This window comes from Azospirillum thermophilum (assembly GCF_003130795.1).
Lineage (GTDB): Bacteria > Pseudomonadota > Alphaproteobacteria > Azospirillales > Azospirillaceae > Azospirillum > Azospirillum thermophilum.
Window position 1 is genome coordinate 2,380,741 of record NZ_CP029353.1, and the last position, 16,383, is coordinate 2,397,123.

Annotated in this window: 10 protein-coding genes and 3 pseudogenes; 9 read left to right on the plus strand and 4 right to left on the minus strand. The window is 73.0% G+C overall.

Going from position 1 to position 16,383, the window contains the following annotated elements; all coding sequences use genetic code 11:
• Nucleotides 1-113 precede the first annotated feature (113 nt).
• Together DEW08_RS17580 and DEW08_RS17585 are read left to right on the plus strand one after the other, a co-directional pair.
• Nucleotides 114-3,650, plus strand: a complete 3,537-nt coding sequence (locus DEW08_RS17580; RefSeq protein WP_109329952.1) for an ATP-binding protein — start codon at nucleotides 114-116, stop codon at nucleotides 3,648-3,650.
• A 90-nt stretch (nucleotides 3,651-3,740) separates the two neighbouring features.
• Nucleotides 3,741-6,068 carry a PAS domain-containing sensor histidine kinase gene (locus DEW08_RS17585; protein ID WP_109329263.1) on the plus strand — a complete coding sequence of 776 codons (2,328 nt, stop codon included), beginning with the start codon at nucleotides 3,741-3,743 and terminating at the stop codon, nucleotides 6,066-6,068.
• A 24-nt stretch (nucleotides 6,069-6,092) separates the two neighbouring features.
• Here the strand turns inward: DEW08_RS17585 and DEW08_RS32555 are convergent, their stop codons facing one another.
• The 3 genes and pseudogenes from DEW08_RS32555 to DEW08_RS33875 form a co-directional block, all read right to left on the minus strand.
• Nucleotides 6,093-6,377, minus strand: coding sequence for an ATP-binding protein (locus tag DEW08_RS32555; RefSeq protein WP_245986665.1), 285 nt, complete (start codon nucleotides 6,375-6,377; stop codon nucleotides 6,093-6,095).
• Nucleotides 6,299-7,531 (minus strand): annotated as a pseudogene (locus DEW08_RS33870) (histidine kinase dimerization/phospho-acceptor domain-containing protein); the annotation flags it as partial. The gene DEW08_RS32555 and the pseudogene DEW08_RS33870, both read right to left, overlap by 79 nt.
• A gap of 4 nt (nucleotides 7,532-7,535) precedes the next feature.
• Nucleotides 7,536-8,266, minus strand: a pseudogene (locus DEW08_RS33875) (response regulator).
• Between the two features lie 225 nt (nucleotides 8,267-8,491).
• On the opposite strand from DEW08_RS33875, the gene DEW08_RS17600 reads away from it, so the two are divergent.
• Nucleotides 8,492-8,923 (plus strand): Spy/CpxP family protein refolding chaperone, encoded by a 432-nt coding sequence (locus DEW08_RS17600; RefSeq protein WP_245986386.1) that lies wholly within the window; start codon nucleotides 8,492-8,494, stop codon nucleotides 8,921-8,923.
• 294 nt (nucleotides 8,924-9,217) lie between these two features.
• On the opposite strand, the pseudogene DEW08_RS17610 reads toward DEW08_RS17600, so the two are convergent.
• Nucleotides 9,218-10,359 (minus strand): annotated as a pseudogene (locus tag DEW08_RS17610) (NAD(P)/FAD-dependent oxidoreductase); the annotation flags it as partial.
• Nucleotides 10,360-10,638: 279 nt separating this feature from the next.
• On the opposite strand from DEW08_RS17610, the gene DEW08_RS17615 reads away from it, so the two are divergent.
• The 6 genes from DEW08_RS17615 (at nucleotide 10,639) to addB (ending at nucleotide 16,346) form a co-directional block, all read left to right on the plus strand.
• Nucleotides 10,639-11,034, plus strand: a complete 396-nt coding sequence (locus DEW08_RS17615; protein WP_245986388.1) for a hypothetical protein — start codon at nucleotides 10,639-10,641, stop codon at nucleotides 11,032-11,034.
• Nucleotides 11,035-11,102: 68 nt separating this feature from the next.
• A complete protein-coding gene (gene tsaE / locus DEW08_RS17620) occupies nucleotides 11,103-11,594 on the plus strand; it encodes a tRNA (adenosine(37)-N6)-threonylcarbamoyltransferase complex ATPase subunit type 1 TsaE (protein WP_109329265.1) in 492 nt (163 codons plus the stop codon).
• Nucleotides 11,591-12,604, plus strand: a complete 1,014-nt coding sequence (locus DEW08_RS17625) for an aminoglycoside phosphotransferase family protein (protein WP_109329267.1) — start codon at nucleotides 11,591-11,593, stop codon at nucleotides 12,602-12,604. Before tsaE ends, DEW08_RS17625 begins: the two co-directional genes overlap by 4 nt.
• A 1-nt stretch (nucleotide 12,605) precedes the next feature.
• Nucleotides 12,606-13,361, plus strand: a complete 756-nt coding sequence (locus tag DEW08_RS17630) for a nucleotidyltransferase family protein (protein ID WP_109329269.1) — start codon at nucleotides 12,606-12,608, stop codon at nucleotides 13,359-13,361.
• 1 nt (nucleotide 13,362) lies between these two features.
• Nucleotides 13,363-13,767: a hypothetical protein gene (locus tag DEW08_RS32565; protein WP_245986389.1), complete on the plus strand. Its 405-nt coding sequence runs from the start codon at nucleotides 13,363-13,365 to the stop codon at nucleotides 13,765-13,767.
• Entirely contained in the window at nucleotides 13,737-16,346 is a 2,610-nt protein-coding gene (gene addB, locus DEW08_RS17635) for a double-strand break repair protein AddB (RefSeq protein ID WP_245986390.1), read from the plus strand. Before DEW08_RS32565 ends, addB begins: the two co-directional genes overlap by 31 nt.
• The last annotated feature ends 37 nt before the right edge of the window (nucleotides 16,347-16,383 follow it).

Below are 16,383 nucleotides of genomic sequence, written 5' to 3' on the forward strand. Positions count from 1 at the left end.
CAAAGCCGGCGGGCAGCCGGAATTGCACCTGGAAGCCGGCCCATGCTATTCGGTAAGGGAAGAGGAACCGCGGCCCGCCATCTTCGGCCGCTTCCGGGATGGGGCGAGGCGGCATGCGGGTTCCCCGGCAGAGCGTGGCGTTCCGCATCCTGGCGGGACTGACGGTGATCGGCGGCCTCGCCGCCGCCACCAGCGTCGTCGCCGTGTCGCTGTTCACCCGCTTCCACGAAGGCTTCGAGCAGATCGCCACCGCCAAGGTGCCGGGGCTGGTCAGCGCCTCGCAGCTCGCCCAGCAGAGCGGCACCATCGCCGCCCTGGCCCCGGCGCTGGTCGCCGTGCAGGACCAGCCGGCCCGCGAGGCCGTGATGGCACGGCTGGGCGACCAGATCATCCTGCTGGAGGAGCTGATGGGCCGGCTGGCGGCCCGCGGCGAACCCCTGACCGACCTGTCGGAGCTGGAGCGCCACAAGAACGAGCTGGTCGCCAACCTGCTGAGCCTGAACGCCCAGGTGAAGGAGCAGCTCGCCCAGACCGCCGCCACCAACGCCCGCGTCGCCTCGCTGGTCGATCTGTCGGGCCGGCTGCGCCGGGCGGAGGAGGAGCAGGCGGAGGGCGAGCGGGCGGAGGCCGTCCGCCGCTGGGGCCGGGCCGGCGTCGAAACCGCGACCATCCTGATGGCCGCCACCCGCGCCGACCAGGAGATCCGGCTGGAGCGGCTGCGCCGCGACGCGCTGGCGGCGCTCGGCCGGGCGGCGCGCGCGCTGGAGTCCCTGCCGCCGCAGGCCGCCGCGGCGCTCGCCCCGCTGCAGATGGAACTGGCGGAGCATGTGGCGTCCGGCAGTCCCGACGACCGCACGCTGTTCGACGACCGGCTGGCCGAACTGTCGCTCGCCCGCGCCGTCAAGGGCGGCGTGACGCGCAACCAGATCGTCGCCGACCGGCTGGTCGCCGCCGTCTCCGACTATTTCCTGGCCGCGGAGCAGGACATCACCCGCCGTTCCGCCGATTACGAGCACGTCATCGGCAACGGGCAGAAGGCGGTCATCGCCATGGCGGTGCTGTCGATCCTGGGGGCCGCCGCGATCTTCGCCTACATCCACCGCAACGTGGTGCGGCGGCTCAGCGCGCTGCAGGGCGCCATGGCGGCCTACGAGCGCGGCCAGCCGGTCGCCATCCCGACCGACGGACGGGACGAGATCGGGGCGATGGCCCGCGCGCTCAGCTATTTCGTCGCCACCATCCGGGCGCGAGAGACCGCCCTGTCCGACAGCGAGCGCCGCCTGCGCGCGATTCTGGAACAGAGCCCGGTCGGCGTCTCCATCCGGCGGATCGACGGCACGGTGGTCTTCGCCAACGCCCGCGCGGCGGAGCTGGCCGGCCGCGCCCCGGCCGATTTCGTCGGGCAGCGGCTGGCGGTGGCGGCCCCCGGCACCGCCGCCCCCCTGCGGCGCACCGCACCGCCCCGCGACGAGTCCGGCGTGGTGGCGCGCGACGTCGAGGTGGCGCTGGACCGGCCGGACGGCAGCCGGGTCTGGGCGCTGCAGACCCTCCAGCGCACGGAGTTCGAGGGCCATCCGGCGGTGCTGGTGTGGAGCTACGACATCACCGGCCGCAAGCGGGCCGAGGAGGATCTGCGCACCGCCAAGGAGCAGGCGGAGATCGCCGCCCGCTCCAAGTCGGAGTTCCTGGCGACGATGAGCCACGAGATCCGCACGCCGATGAACGGGGTGCTGGGCATGCTGGAGCTGATCGCCCTGACGCCGCTCGACGCGGAGCAGACCTCGCTGATCGCCACCGTGCGCGACAGCGCCACCACCCTGCTGCGAATCATCGACGACATCCTCGACCTGTCGAAGATCGAGGCCGGCAAGCTCGACCTGGAGGAGCTGGAGATGCGCCCGGCCGATCTGGTGGAAGGCGTGGCGGACCTGCTGGCGCCCCAGGCGCATCAGAAGCGGCTGGCGCTGGTCTGCGACATCGACGCCACGGTGCCGGCCGCCCTGCGCGGCGACCCCGGGCGGCTGCGCCAGATCCTGTTCAACCTGACCGGCAACGCCATCAAGTTCACCGACAAGGGCCGGGTGATCCTGCGCATGCACGCCGCCGGGCCCGCCGCCCCCGGCCATGCCCGGCTGCATGTGGCGGTGGAGGACACCGGCATCGGCATCCCGCTGGAAGCCCAGTCCCGCCTGTTCCAGCCCTTCAGCCAGGCCGACAGCTCCACCACCCGCCGGTTCGGCGGCACCGGGCTGGGGCTGGCCATCTGCCACCGGCTGGTCGAGATGATGGGCGGCCGGATCGGCATCGACTCGGTCCCCGGCCGCGGCTCGACCTTCTGGTTCACCGTGGAGCTTCCGCTGGCCGACCCCCAGGAGCCGCCGGAGGAGCCCCTGCTGGAGGGGCTGGCCATCCTGGTCGCCGACGGCGATCCGGTGCGGCGCGCCGTGCTGGCCCGCTATCTCGCGCGGGCCGGCGCCAGGGTGGCGGAGGCGGCGAGCGGCAGCGAGGCGGCGAACCGGATCGCCCTGGCGGGGGCGGACCTTCTGGTGCTCGCCTCGGGCCTGACCGACGGCACCGCCGCCCAAGCGCTGGAGCGCATCGCGGCGACCGGCCGCAGGCCACCCTGCCTGCTGCTGGAGAACGGGCACGAGGGCGGGCGCGACGGCGTCCGGGGCCGCGACCCCGCCGCCCCGCGGGACACGGCGGGAGCGGCGGCCGAGGCGCCCACGGAAATCCTGGTCCAGCCGGTCCACCGCGACTCCCTGCTGCTGGCGGCCTCCCGGCTGACCGGACGCACCGCCCCGGCCCCGCCGCCCGCCATGCCGCCCGCCGACAGCGCCTCGCCCCCGCCGCTGCCCGCCCGCGTCCTGGAGGCCGGACCGATCCTGGTGGCGGAGGACAACCCGACCAACCAGCAGGTCGTGCTGCGCCAGCTCCGCCGGCTCGGCTTCGACGCCGACCTCGCCGGCGACGGGGTGGAGGCGCTGGCGGCCTGGCGCGCCCGCCGCTACCAGGCGCTGATCACCGACTGCCACATGCCGCGGATGGACGGCTACGAGCTGGCCCGCCGCGTCCGCGCCGCCGAGGAGTGGGCCGGCGGCCGGCACATCCCGATCATCGCCATGACCGCCAACGCCCTGACCGGCGAGATGGAGCGCTGCGTCGCCGCCGGCATGGACGACTATCTCGCCAAGCCCGTGACCCTGGTCCAGCTCGCCACCGTGCTGGGCCGCCGCCTCGCCGACCCCGCCCCCCAGCCGGACAAGCCGATGACCGTCCCCGCCCCCGCGCCGGAGCTGCCGGTGCTCGACCTCGACCATCTGCGGGCGACCTTCGGGGCGCTCGACGCCGGCACGGCGGAGATGATGGACCTGTTCCTGGACAGCACCCGCCCGACCATCGAACGTGCCGCCGAGGCGCTCGCCGAGGGCAGGGACGAGGAGGCGCGCGCCGCCGCCCATTCCGCCGCCGGGGCCGCCCGCACCGCCGGGGCGAAGCTGCTGGCCGCCGCCCTGTCGGCGATGGAGGTGGCGATCGTCGAGGAGCGCGGGGCGGATGCCGCCGCCCATGCGGGCGAGGCGCTGCGCGCCTTTCCCCAGGTGGAGGAGGCCATCCGCCGCCTGCGCCGGGACCTCAGCGTCGATGCGTGAACCAGGCAACCGTCACTTTACAACGAATAATAGCAGAGCGGCCATGTCCGTTGCTTGTCCACCCCGCATTCGTGAACTAAACTCCGGCATGTGGACTCCATCACGAAGACATATCTGCCGGCGGCGCTTGCGCTCGGGCTGGGAGCGGGGCTCGGTCTCTCGGACGGGACGGGCTCTCCGGCCGGCCTTTTGCTCGCCGGGGTGCTGAGCGTGACCGGTTTCGGCAGCCTGTTCTGGGGCCTGAAGACCGGCCGGCGGCGGGCCGAGCAGCTTGCCGCCGACCGCGACCGGCTGGAGGCCCTGCTGGCCGCCGCGCCCTTCCCCTGGTGCGCCTGGCATGCCGACGGCAGCAGCAGCCTGTCGGAGGAGTGCCGCAGCGCGCTCGGCGTCGCCACGGCGGACGAGTTGATGACCCTCGTCGACGGTGGGGAGACGGTCGCCGCGGCGGTGGAGCGGCTGCGCCGCTCGGGCGAGCCCTTCCGGCTGGAGACCACGGCGCGCGACGGGCGGCGCTTCGTCCTGACCGGCCGGCGCGGCGCCGCCGACGGCCACGCCGCCTGCTCGGTCGTCTGGATCGAGGACATCAGCGACCGCGTCCATGCCGACGACGAACTGCGCGCCGCCCGGCAGAACGCCGATTCGGCCCTGGCCGAGCTGCGCGCCGCCGCCGACGCCCTGCCGGTCCCGCTGTGGGTGCGCGGGGCCGACCTGTCGCTCGTCTGGTGCAACAGCGCCTATGCCCGCGCCGTCGACAGCGACCCCGCGACCGCCATCGCCGAGCAGCGGGAGCTTGCCGGCGGCACCGGCGGCGACGGCCGGGCGCTGGCCGGGCGGGCCCGCTCCGCCGGCTTCGCCCAATCGGAGCGGATGCCCGTCGTGATCGGCACCGAGCGGCGCCTGCTGGAGGTGACGGAGGCGCCGCTGCCCTCCCCCCGCGGCAGCGGCACGCTGGTGGTCGGCTACGCCCTCGACCTGACCGAGATGGAAGGGCTGCAGGGCGAGCTGAAGCGCCATCTCGCCGCCCATGCCGAGGTGCTGGAGCGGCTGGGCACCGCCATCGCCATCTTCGGTCCCGACACCCGGCTGAGGTTCTTCAACCAGGCCTATGCCCGGCTGTGGGACCTGGACGAGGCCTGGCTGCGCACCGAGCCGACCAATGCCGAACTGCTGGAGGAGCTGCGCGCCCGCCGCCGGCTGCCGGAATATGCCGACTACCAGACCTTCAAGCGCGAGCGGCTGACCCGCTACACCCACCTGATGGAGCCGATGGAGGAGCTGATGCACCTGCCGGACGGCACCACGCTGCGCCATCTGGCGGCCCCGCATCCGCTGGGCGGGCTGATCACCATCCTGGAGGACGTGACCAACACGCTGGCGCTGGAGTCCTCCTACAACACGCTGATCGCGGTCCAGCAGGAGACGCTGGACAATCTGGCGGAAGGCATCGCCGTGTTCGGCGGCGACGGCCGGCTGAAGCTGTCCAACCCCGCCTTCGCCCGCGTCTGGGACCTGGGCGACGAGGACCTGCAGGGCGAGCCGCACATCGCCGAGGTGATCGAGCTGATGCGGCCGCTGCTGGAGAATGGCGGCGACTGGGACACGCTGAAGGAGGAGATGATCGGCGCGACGCTGGAGCGCACCGTGCGCTCCGGCCGGCTGGAACGCGGCGACGGCTCGGTCGTCGAGTTCTCCACCCTGCCGCTGCCCGACGGGGCGGTGCTGAACAGCTACCTCGACGTCACCGACAGCGCCCGGCTGGAGCATGCGCTGCGCGCCTCCAACGCCGCGCTGGAGGCCGCCGACCAGTTGAAGAGCGAGTTCATCGCCAACGTCTCGCACCATCTGCGCACGCCGCTGAACGGCATCATCGGCTTCGCCGAGGTGCTGGCGAACGAGTATTTCGGGACGCTCAACGCCCGGCAGATGGAGTACGTCAAGGGCGTGCTGAACGCCGGCGAGCGGCTGCTGGAGCTGATCGACGACGTGGTGGACCTGACCAGCCTGGGGGCCGGCGTCGCCACGCTGGAGCGCGGGACGGTCGACGTGTCGGACCTGCTGGGCTCGGTGGCCGGCCTGACCCGCGAGTGGGCGCGGCGCGAGGGGCTGAAACTGGAGATCGCCGCCCCCGCCGGCCTCGGCGCCATCGAGGGCGACGGCAAGCGGCTGAAGCAGGCGCTGTTCACGCTGGTGGTCGGCGCCATCCGCAACCCGCCGCGCTCCGGCCGCATCCAGCTCGGCGGGTCGCGCAGCGAGGACGAGCTCGTGCTGACCGTCGACGGCGCCGCGACCACCGCCGACCGCCCCGGCACCCACGAATCCGCCGCCCTCGGCCTGTCGCTCGCCCGCAACGTCATCGAACTCCACGGCGGCCGGCTGGAAGCCGAGGACGGGCTGGTGCGCTGCGTGCTGCCGGTCTGAGCGCAACCCGTTCCGCGGCCCCGTCTATCGCGGCAGGGTCACGGTCACCCTCAGCCCGCCCCCCGGCCGGTTGGCGAGGGTGATGTCCCCGCCATGGCCGCGGATGATGGTGCGGGCGGTCGACAGGCCGAGCCCGACCCCGCCGGTGTCGCGGGACCGCGAGCGCTCCAGCCGGTAGAAGGGGCGAAGACCTTCTCGAACTCCTCCTCCGGGATGCCCGGCCCCTCGTCCTCGACGTCGATCAGGATGGGGGCCGGGATGGAGGAGTCGGGATGCCCGTCCGGCGGCAGGGTCAGGCGGACCGAGCAGCCGCCGCCATAGGCGATGGCGTTGTCCATCAGGTTGGCCAGCGCCCGGCGCAGCGCCACCGGCCGCCCCTCCGCCACCGCGTGGGACGGGCCTTCGTACTGCGCCCTGTTGCCGGCATCGACACGGTCGTCGCACAGGCTCTGCAGCAGGTCGGCGATGTCCAGCCGGCCGCGCGGCTCGCGCTTGGCGTCCTCGCGGGCGAAGGCGAGGGTGGCCGAGATCATCGCCTCCATCTCGTCGAGGTCGGCCAGCATCTTGCGCTGCATCTCCGGATCCTCGACCAGCTCGGCCCGCAGCCTGAGCCGGGTGATCGGCGTGCGCAGGTCGTGGCTGATGGCGGCCAGCATCTGGGTGCGGTCGGCGACGAAGCGGGCGAGCCGCGCCTGCATCCGGTTGAAGGCGCGGGTGGCGGCGCGCAGTTCCAGCGGGCCGGTCTCGGGCAGCGGCGGCGCCTCGCCGTCCACCCCCAGCCGCTCGGCCGCCGCGGCGAAGCGGGCGAGCGGGGCGGTGAAGCGGCGCGAGGCCCAGAGCGACACCGCCAGGATCACCGCCACCACCGCGCCCATCCAGAAGACGAAGCGCAGGATGCGGAACGGCCCGGCCAGCGGGTCGCCGCCGGTGAAGGTCAGCCAGGAGCCGTCGCGCAGTTGCACCGACAGCCGCACATGCGGCCCCCAGCGCCGGTCCTCCTCCGGCGGCGGGCCGGGCGGGCGGATGGCGGGGGCGCGGTCGAAGACGACCATCACCGCGCGGTTCGGGTCGCCCAGCGACTCGCGCAGCCGCCAGCGCAGCGAGTCGAAGCGGCGGCTGGCGGGATCGCCCGGCGGTGGCGGCTCGGGCTGCCACAGGACGCGCAGCACCGGGTCGTCGATGGCGCCCACCAGCCGGGCGCGGCCGGCCACCGGCGTGCTCTCGACAAGCTGAACGATGGCGGTGATGCGCTGGATCAGCACCCCCGGCCCATGGACCGGCGGGCCGGGATTGCGGTCGGTCATGTAGACCAGCGCGCTGATCGCCTGCGTCAGCAGCAGCGCCAGCACGACGGTGACCGCCATGCGCGCGGCGATGCTGTCGGGGATCAGCCGCCGTCGCCGCCGGCGGGTGCGGGGCTCCGGAGCCGTTTCCGCCGGGGTGCCGGTCGTCGTGTCGGCCATGGCGTCAGCCCCGCGCGGTGACGGCGGGGGTGAACAGATAGCGCCGCCGCGCACCGTCTTGATCAGGGCGGGCTCGGCCGGGTCCGGCTCGATCTTGCGGCGCAGCCGGCTGACCTGCACGTCGACGGAGCGGTCGAACGGCACCGCCGACCGGCCGCGGGCGAGGTCGAGCAGCTGGTCGCGGGTCAGCACCCGCTGCGGATGCTCCACGAAGGCGACCAGCAGGTCGTATTCCCCGGCGGAGAGCTGGACCAGCACCCCGTCGGCCGAGCGCAGCTCCCGCTTGGCGAGGTCGAGCGACCAGCCCTCGAACTCCAGCACCTTGCCGGGGGCCGCGGTCCCCGGGGCCGGAGGTGCCGCGGCGCGGCGCAGCACCGCCTTGATGCGGGCCAGCAGCTCGCGAGGGCTGAAGGGCTTCGCGAGATAGTCGTCGGCCCCCATCTCCAGCCCGACGATGCGGTCGGTCTCCTCCCCCATGGCGGTCAGCATGATGATCGGCGTCTGGGCGGTGGCGGGCGAGGCGCGCAGCCGGCGGCAGAGCGACAGCCCGTCCTCCCCCGGCAGCATGAGGTCGAGCACGATCAGGTCGACGCGCGATCCGTCGAGCGTGCGCGACATCTCCGCCCCGTCCTTCACGCCGGTGACGCGGAAGCCGTGGCGGGTGAGGAACTGGGCGACGAGCGAGCGGATCTCGCGGTCGTCGTCGACGACGAGGAGATGGGGCGTGCGGTCCATGCCCCCATGATCGGACAGGCGGCCGGTGCCGGTGAAGAAGAATTGTGTAACCGCCCGTTACGGGAGCGGCGGCCGTTACACACTGTTACCAAGTGACCGGTTGGGGGACATCAACCGGCAAACTCGACGGCCCATCATCCGGGTCATCGGGAGCGCTTCGGGCCGCGGCGGCGATCCGCCGGGAGGGCCCGGCTCCCAACGGGATCACACACAGGAGTTCCTGCCATGAAACGCGTTCTGCTGACCGCCGCCGCCGTCGCCCTGGGGTTCGGCATCGCCGCCCCGGTGCTGGCGCAGAACGGTCCCGGCGGCCCCGGCCCCGGCCCCGGCCGCCATTTCGCGATGATGTGCGAGGACCAGGACGCCCGCCTCGCCGGCATGCTGGCCTTCGCCGAGAAGAAGCTGGCCATCACCGACCAGCAGCGTCCGGCCTGGACCAGGTTCGCCGACACCGCCCGCAACAGCCACAAGCCGATGCAGGACCTCTGCGCCAAGCTGAAGGACCAGCCGATGCCGACGGCCCTGCCGCAGCGGATGGAGCGGATGGAGGCGATGATGCAGGCCCGCCTGGCCCAGATCCAGCAGGTCCGCCCCGCCCTGACCGAGCTTTACGCCCAGCTCACCCCGAGCAGCAGAAGACCGCCGACCAGTTCATGAACCGCGGCATGGGCGGGTACGGCATGGGCGGCCGCATGGGCGGCCATCACGGCCCGCATCACGGCGGCTGGGGTCCGAATGGCGGGCCGGGCAACTGGGGTCCCGGCCAGGGTCCCGGTCCGGGCCAGGGTCCTGGTCAGGGTCCTGCCCAGCGCGGCTGATCCGCTCATCATGTGAACGGCAAAGCGGCGGCTCGCCCCCAATCCCCCAAGAGAGCCGCCGCCTGACGCGGGCCGCCGGATGCTTCCCTCCGGCGGCCCGTTCCTCTTTTCGGTTCCAGCCGATCAGGCGCGCCGGGACGCCCTTCGAGGTCGAATACTCGAAGTGCAGCGCCTCGCCCGGATGGACCAGCGGGTGGATGGCGTGGGCCGCCTGCGCCGCCTCCGAGAAGCCGCAGAGGATCAGCTTCAGCTTGCCGGGATAGGTCGCGATGTCGCCGATGGCGTGGATGCCGGGCGCGCTGGTGGCGCAGCCGGGCAGCGACACCTGGATGTGGCTGGCCTGCGCCGCCTCCGAGAAGCCGCAGAGGATCAGCTTCAGCTTGCCGGGATAGGTCGCGATGTCGCCGATGGCGTGGATGCCGGGCGCGCTGGTGGCGCAGCCGGGCAGCGACACCTGGATGTGGCTGCGGTCGAGGTTCAGCCCCCAGTCGGCGATCGGCCCGAGATTCATCGACAGGCCGAAGAAGGCGAGCAGCGCGTCGGCCGGCAGCGTCTTCTCCTCCCCCTCCAGCGTGGCGACCCGCACGCCGGTGAGCCGGCCGTCAGGCCCTCCAGGCCGGCGAGCTGGTAGGGCACCACCAGATCGATCTTGCCGTCGCGGGCCAGCGCCTCCATCCGCGCGACGCTCTCGGGCGCGGCGCGGAACTTCGGGCGGCGGTGGACGACATGGACCTTCTCCGCCACGTCCGACAGCGACAGCGCCCAGTCCACCGCGGAATCGCCGCCGCCGGCGATCACCACCCGCTTGCCGGCGAAGTCCTGGCGGCGGCGCACCATGTAGTGGACGCCGCTGCCCTCGTACTTCTCCAGGCCCTCCAGCGGCGGCCGGTTGGGGCCGAAGGCGCCGCAGCCGGCGGCGATGATCACCGCCTGGGCGTCGATCCGCGTGCCGAGGTTCGTCTCGACCAGCCAGCGCCCCTCGTCGGTGCGGGTCAGCCGGGTGACCTGCTGGCCGAGGTGATAGGTGGGCGAGAAGGGGGCGGCCTGCTCGGCCAGCTTGTCGATCAGGTCGGCGGCCTCGATCGCCGGATGGGCCGGGATGTCGTAGATCGGCTTTTCCGGATAGAGCGCGCTGCACTGGCCGCCCACCATGTCCAGCGCATCCACCACATGGCAGCGCATCTTCAGCATGCCGCATTCGAAGATGGCGAAGAGGCCAACGGGACCGGCCCCGATGATGACGACATCGGTGCGGTGGGCGGTCTGGGTGACGATCGGCGACATGGCGAACAGCTTCCCTAAAGGTCAGGCACGGGCAGGAGGAACGGCCCGCTTCAATTGTCCGGATTCCGGCACGGGGTCAACCCCAAGCGGCCGGGAGCATGGCCGTCAGCGGTGTTTTGCAACGGCCCGTCCCGCCGGCGGACGGGCCGTGGCAAAGGCGGGTGCGGCAAATTTGTCTGAATTTGTCGTTTGTGCGCTCTCACCGCTTCGCGGATGATGCGGCCACGACCATCCCGCCTATGACCACGCTTTGAAGGAACTGCGCTGCCTGTGTTTACCGACCAGGAAGTGGTCCATGCGGTGATCGACCGCCGCCGGCGCATGCGCGAGAAGCTTCCCCAGGGGACCGTCGGCAAGGTCACCTACCAGATCGACGGCGGGGTAAGAACGACGATCCAGGTCACCAACGACGACGGCACCGACGAGAGCATGGCGCTGGGCGAGGCCGAGGTGGCCGCCGCGCTGGTCTCCTACTGCATGAACCGCAAGATCCCCCTGCCGGTGGACTCGGACAAGCAGCTGCACGTCATCAACGAGAACCTGACGCTGCTGATCACCATGAACTTCAACAAGGCGCCGCGCCTCGTGGTGGATCACGAGCACGGCGACGGCACCGCCGATCCCGACCCGTCCCCGGCGCCGCAGCGGCGGCGCGCCGGGCGCTGAGCCCGCGGGCCGCCGCGCCCGGCTTTCCGGCTTGCGGTGGCGGCGCCGGTTCGACCACAATCCCGCCCATGCCGACCGAGCCCCTGTCCCGCACCCTGTCCCTGCCCGACGAGGCCGCCACCGCGCGGCTGGCCGGGCGACTGGCGACCGTCCTGCAGCCCGGCGACCTCGTGGCGCTGCGCGGCGACCTGGGCGCCGGTAAGACGGCGCTGTGCCGCGCCCTGATCCGCTCGGTCACCGGGCCGGAGGCCGAGGTGCCCTCCCCGACCTTCACGCTGGTGCAGATGTACGACACCGACATCGGCCCGCTCTGGCACTTCGACCTCTACCGCCTGTCCGGCCCGGACGAGGTGATCGAGCTGGGCTGGGACGAGGCGCGGGCTGAGGCCGCCAGCCTCGTCGAGTGGCCGGACCGGCTGGGGCCGCTGCTGCCCGCCGACCGGCTGGAGATCGCCCTGACCCACGAGGGGCCGGCCGCACGGCGCGCCGTCCTGACCGGCCATGGCGCCTGGGCCGCCCGGCTGGACGCGCTGGACCTGCCGGCACCGGATCGCGAATGACCCCGAAAGAGACCGCCATCCAATCGTTCCTGGACCGTAATGGTCTTGGATTTGCAAAGCGCGTTCCGCTGGCCGGCGATGCCTCGGCCCGGCGGTACGAGCGGATCGTCCGGCCGGACGGCTCGACCGTCATCCTGGTGGACACGCCGAATCCGGCGGAGGATCTGCTGCCCTTCGTCGCGATCGGCGCGGTGCTCGACCGCATCGGCCTGTCGGTCCCCGCCATCCTCGCCGCCAACCCCGAGTCTGGCCTTGCACTGCAAGAGGATTTCGGTACCGAAACCTTCTCCCGCCTGCTTGCCGAGGGGGCCGACCCGCAGCCGCTCTACGCGCTGGCGACCGATGCGGTGATCGAGCTGCACCGGCGCTGGCCGGCCGGCGAGGCGGAGCGGCTGGGGCTGCCGGTCTATGACGCCGCCCTGTTCATTGAGCAGGTCATGCTGTTCGCCGACGTCTATCTGCCGGTCGCGACGGGGCAGCCTTTGTCGGACAGAGATCGTTCCGATTTCGAAACAGCATGGCGGGCGGTGGTGCCGGGCGCCTGCGCCGGACCGCAGTCGCTGCTGCTGCGCGACTACCATGTCGACAATCTGATGCGGCTGCCGCGCGACGGGGTGCGGGCCGCCGGGCTGATCGACTTTCAGAGCGCCGGGCGCGGTCCCGTCGCCTATGACCTGATCTCGCTGCTGGAGGATGCCCGGCGCGACGTGCCGGCCGCGCTGGCGGAGGCGATGGTCGCCCGCTACCTCGCTGCCTTCCCGGACCTCGACGCGGCGGCCTTCCGCCGGTCCTGCGCCGTGCTGGGGGCGGTGCGCCACACGCGCATCCTCGGCATCTTCGTCCGGCTGGCCCTGAGCGGGCGGCGCGGCTACCTCTCCCACCTGCCGCGGGTCTGGCGCCTGCTGGAGGGGCAACTGGCGAAGCCGGCGCTCGGCCCCGTCGCCGATTGGTTCGCCCGTCACCTGCCGCCCCACGCTCGCGCCGACCTCATCGTTCCGGAGCCGGTCTAAGATGGACACCGCCGCCATTCCCTCCGTCGCGATGGTGCTGGCCGCCGGGCTCGGCAAGCGCATGCGCCCGCTGACCAACGGCCGGCCGAAGCCGCTGATCCCCGTGCGCGGCCGCGCCATGCTCGACCATGCGCTCGACCGGCTGGCGGAGGCCGGAGTGCCGACCGCCGTGGTGAACAGCCATTACCTTGGCGGAATGATCGAGCGACATCTGGCGGACCGTCTGAGGGAGCGCCCGGCCCCGGCGATCCTCCATTCGCCCGAGGCGGAGCCGCTGGAGACCGGCGGCGGGGTGAAGCACGCCCTGCCCCTGCTGGGTACCGCGCCGGTCTACACCATCAACGCCGACATCTTCTGGCTGGACGGTCCCGTTCCGGCCCTGAAACGGCTTGCCGGGCATTGGGATGCCGAGCGGATGGACGCGCTGCTGCTGCTGATGGCGACGACTCGGGCGGTCGGCTATGACGGGCCGGGCGATTTCCACATGGACCCGCTCGGCGGGCTGAGCCGGCGCCGGCAGGGGGAGGTGGCGCCCTTCGTCTTCGCCGGCCTGCAGATCGTGAAGCCGGAGCTGTTCGCCGCCGATACGCCGGACGGCGCCTTCTCCACCAACCTGATCTGGGACCGCGCCGCGGCGGCCGGGCGGCTGCACGGCCTCGCCCATGACGGGGACTGGTTCCACATCGGTACGCCCGACGGGCTGGCGGAGGCCGAGGCGCTGCTGGCCCGCGACGGGTTCCAACCGGAAGATCGCTGACATGGCCGACGTCCTTCCCAAGGTCTTCACCATCCCGTCCGGCGCGCCCTTCGTCGACATGCTGGCGGGGGGCATCGTGGAGCGGGTGGGCGAGGATCCCCTGGCGCTGGCCGGCGTCACCGTCCTGCTGCCGACCCGCCGCGCCTGCAAGTCGCTGCGCGAGGCCTTCCTGCGCCGCTCGCGCGGCCAGCCGATGCTGCTGCCGCGGATGAGCCCGCTCGGCGAGCTGGACGCAGACAGCCTGAGCCTGACAGGGGAAGAGCTGCCGGGCGTCCCGCTGGAGTTGCCGACCGCCATCGCGCCGCTGAAGCGGCAGATGACGCTCGCCCGGCTGATCCTGCGGCGGAGGGGCTGTCGGCCACCACCGCGCAGGCGGTGCGGCTGGGTGGCGACCTCGGCCGGCTGATCGACGCGGTATGGACCGAGCGGGTGGACTTCGCCCGGCTGGAAGCCCTGGTGCCGGAGGACTATGCCAGCCACTGGCAGGAAACCCTGAAGTTCCTGAAGATCATCACCGAGTTCTGGCCCGCCATCCTGGCCGACAGCGGCGAGACCGATCCGGCGCAGCGCCGCAACCTGGTGCTGGAGACGCAGGCCAGGCTGTGGCAGGCGCAGCCGCCGCAGGGGCCGGTGATCGCCGCCGGCTCCACCGGCTCCATCGCCGCGACCACCGACCTGCTGAACGTCATCGCCCGGCTTCCGCAGGGGGCGGTGGTGCTGCCGGGGCTCGACCAGAGCTCCGACGAGGAGACCTGGCAGGCGATCCGCGCCGACGAATCCCATCCGCAGCACGGGCTGGCCCACCTGATCGACCTGCTGGGCGTGGAGCGCGGCGCCGTCGCCGCCTGGACCGACGCACCGGAGCCGCGCGGCGTCCGCGCCGGCCTGATCGCCGAGGCGATGCGGCCGGCCGCCACCACGGAGGGCTGGCGGGAACTGGACGGGATCGACGGCTCGGCCCTCGACGGGCTGATGCGGATCGACGCCGCCACCGCCGAGGAGGAGGCGACGGTCATCGCGCTGCTGATGCGCCATGCGCTGGAGACGCCGGAAAAGCGGGCGGCGCTGATCACCCCCGACCGCAACCTCGCCCGCCGGGTGGCGATGGCCCTGGCGCGCTGGGGGATCGAGGTCAACGACTCCGCCGGCCGGCCGCTCGCCCACACCGCCGCCGGCACCTATCTGCGCATGACGGCGGAGCTGGCGGCCAGCCGCGTCCACCCGCTGGCCCTGCTGGCGCTGGCCAAGCATCCGCTGGCCGCCGGCGCCCGCGATTCCTCCGACTTCCGCGGCGCCGCCCGCGCGCTGGAGCGCCTCGTGCTGCGCGGCCCCCGCCCCGCCGAGGGGTTCGAGGGCGTGCTGGCGGCGCTGGAGGCGACCGAGCGCTTCGACTCCGACCGGCAGAAGGCCTTCCTGACGGACTGGCTGACCGGCCTGCAGCGTCTGGCCGCCCCCTTCCTGGAGGCGATGCGCGGCGAGGCCGACCGGGGACAGGCGCCGCTCGGCGACCTGCTGCGCACCCACATCGCCTTCTGCGAGGCGCTGGCCGCCGACGACGAGGAGGACGGCCCCGGCCGCCTGTGGCGCCAGGACGACGGCGAGGAGGCCGCCGCCTTCGTCCACGACCTGCTGGAGGCGGCGGACGGCTTCCCGCCGATGCCGACAAAGGATTATCCGGCGCTGCTCGACGCGCTGATGAGCGCCCGGCCGGTGCGCCCGCGCTTCGGCATGCACCCGCGCCTGTTCATCCTCGGCCCGATGGAGGCGCGGCTCCAGCATCTCGACCTCACCATCCTCGGCGGGCTGAACGAGGGGACCTGGCCGCCAGACGCCGCGGCCGATCCCTGGATGTCGCGTCCGATGCGCCGCGACTTCGGCCTGCCCAGCCCGGAGCGGCTGATCGGCCTGTCCGCCCACGACTTCGCCCATGCCTGCGGCGCGCCCGAGGTGGTGCTGACCCGGGCCGAGCGGGTGGAGGGCACCCCGACCGTGCCGTCGCGCTGGCTGCTGCGGCTGGAAACGGTGCTGCGCGCGCTGGGGCTCGACGGGCGGATCGACGCGGCGGGGGACTGCTGGCTCGCCTGGGCCCGGCGGATCGACGAGCCCGAGGCCGTGCGGCCGGTGGCTCCGCCCGAACCGCGGCCGCCGGTCGCCGCCCGCCCGCGCAAGCTGTCGGTCACGCAGGTCGAGACCTGGATGCGCGACCCCTATGCGGTCTATGCCCGCCATGTGCTGCGGCTGAGCAGGCTCGATCCCATCGCCGCCGATCCCGGCGCCGCCGACCGCGGCCAGTTCATCCACGCCGCCCTCGACGCCTTCGTGCGCGAGTATCCCGACGCCCTGCCGCCCGACGCCCTGCCCCGCCTGATCGAGCTTGGCCGGGAGTCCTTCGGCACGCTGCTGCACAGCCATCCCGACGTCTGGGCCTTCTGGTGGCCGCGCTTCCAGCGCGTCGCCGAGTGGTTCGTGTCGGTGGAGCGCGAGCGGCGGCGCGCCGTCCGCCCGCTGGCGACCGAGGTGTCGGGCCAGCTCGAGCTTCATGGCCCGGCCGGACCCTTCCTGCTGACCGCCAAGGCCGACCGCATCGACCGGTCGCCCGACGGGCTGGTGCTGATCGACTACAAGACCGGCACGCCACCCTCGACCCGCGAGATCGAGCTGGGCTTCGCGCCGCAGCTCCCGCTGGAGGCGGCCATCGCCGCGGCCGGCGGCTTCTCCGGCATCGATGCCGCCCCGGTGGCCGAGCTGTCCTTCTGGCGGCTCGCCGGCGGCGACCCGGCCGGCGAGGAGAAGCCCGTCAAGGGCGACCCGGCCGACCTGGCGACCGCCGCCCGCATCGGGCTGGAGGATCTGATCCGCCACTTCGACGCCGAGTCGACGCCTTACCGCTCCTGTCCGCGCCCGGCCATGGCGCCGCGCTACACAGACTACGCCCACCTCGCGCGAGTCCAGGAATGGTCGGCGGGAGGGGGTGAGGGGGAATGATATGCGCAGATCTTGTATTTCCGCCCGCAAGAGGTAT

Excerpts from the sequence above, each read along its gene's own strand:
- DEW08_RS17580 (WP_109329952.1), top strand. The coding sequence starts at position 114 with ATGCGGGTTCCCCGGCAGAGCGTGGCGTTCCGCATCCTGGCGGGACTG.
- DEW08_RS17600 (WP_245986386.1), top strand. The coding sequence starts at position 8,492 with ATGAAACGCGTTCTGCTGACCGCCGCCGCCGTCGCCCTGGGGTTCGGC.
- tsaE (WP_109329265.1), top strand. The coding sequence starts at position 11,103 with ATGCCGACCGAGCCCCTGTCCCGCACCCTGTCCCTGCCCGACGAGGCC.
- DEW08_RS17625 (WP_109329267.1), top strand. The coding sequence starts at position 11,591 with ATGACCCCGAAAGAGACCGCCATCCAATCGTTCCTGGACCGTAATGGT.
- DEW08_RS17630 (WP_109329269.1), top strand. The coding sequence starts at position 12,606 with ATGGACACCGCCGCCATTCCCTCCGTCGCGATGGTGCTGGCCGCCGGG.
- DEW08_RS32565 (WP_245986389.1), top strand. The coding sequence starts at position 13,363 with ATGGCCGACGTCCTTCCCAAGGTCTTCACCATCCCGTCCGGCGCGCCC.